At 74.8% G+C, this 1,244-nt stretch carries 1 pseudogene; it reads right to left on the minus strand.

The features are described from left to right. Positions 1 to 1,244: pseudogene (locus tag IH13_RS0129475) on the minus strand (type 2 lanthipeptide synthetase LanM family protein); the annotation flags it as partial.

Here is a 1,244-nt window from a genome sequence, read left to right on the forward strand (position 1 = left end):
GATGTGTATAAGAGACAGCTCGTACGGGGGGCGGGGACGGCACGGTGCGGGGGCTCGGTGGACGTACTGACCATGGCGGTCCGGATGATCCGCTCCTGGTCCTGCCGGTCCACCGTGTCCAGTCCGCGGAGCTTCGCCTCGACCCGCTCCAGCCCGGTGGCGCCGCCGGCGGGCCCCGGCACCCGGCGCCCGGTACCGCTCCACAGGGCCGTGGTGTCCGGCCGGGTGGTGAACACGGGCACGTCGCCGCGCCACAGCTCCGCGATCTCCTCGTCCTCCGCACCGGGCAGCGCGGACGCGCCCAGGGCACCGGAGCGCAGCAGCGCGAACACCCGGTGCCGTTCGGTGGCGTCCCGCATCAGGTCGGGGTGGGTGGACTCGTGCAGCAGCGTGGCGTAGGCGGAGGTCGGCCTCGGTACGAAGCGGACCTCGTCCCGCGCGAAGAGCCGCAACAGCCCGGTGCGTCCGAGCAGTTCGTCACGGGAGTCGCCGAGGACGGTGTAGGCGGCGCGGAAGCCGTCGCACAGCGCGTCGGTGTACGCGGACGGCTCGGCCCGGACCCCGTCGAGCCGGGGCCGGTTGGCCGAATCGGTGAACCGGCCCGCCGTGCGCACCAGGCGCATCGTGTCGGTCCCCGCGTCGGCCCAGCCGGCGCTCTCGACGGGCGAGGGCGCCGCCCGGCCACCGCCGATCGCGGACATGTCGAGCGCGTCCGTGTCCCCGACCAGCAACTGCGGCAGCAGCCCGACCCGGTGCACCGAGGCGTGCAGGGCGCGGGCGGCCGGGTCGGCGATGCCGGCCGGGACCAGCGGTGGGTGGAACAGCGTCTCCACGTCCACCAGGACGGGGTGCGGTCCCCGGGCGATCAGGTTCTCGTGGTGCAGATCGGTGCCGTCCAGGACGTGCAGCAGCGCGAGCAGCGCGCCCAGGCGGCGGTAGAAGAGGGCGGTCTCGTCCGTGGAACGGCAGGGCGCCTCCTCGACGAACTCGGCCCAGCCGTACGCCCCCCGGTCGAGCACCCGGGGCGTCAGCAGATCGGGGCTGTCCGCATGGGAGTTGAACCACGCGACCAGGGTGTGGAAGTGCCGGTCGGCGCCGAGCGGACGCGGCTTGTAGACCAGCCGGGTGCCGTCGGCGAACCGGAGGAGCATCACCGACCGGCCCCCGCGGTGGCGGTCACCGGCACCGGACACGACCCCGGTCAGGGCCTCGGGGCCGCAGCCGGCGGAGGTACCCGCGGGCCG

This window comes from Streptomyces sp. NRRL WC-3549 (genome assembly GCF_000721935.1).
Classification (GTDB): domain Bacteria; phylum Actinomycetota; class Actinomycetes; order Streptomycetales; family Streptomycetaceae; genus Streptomyces.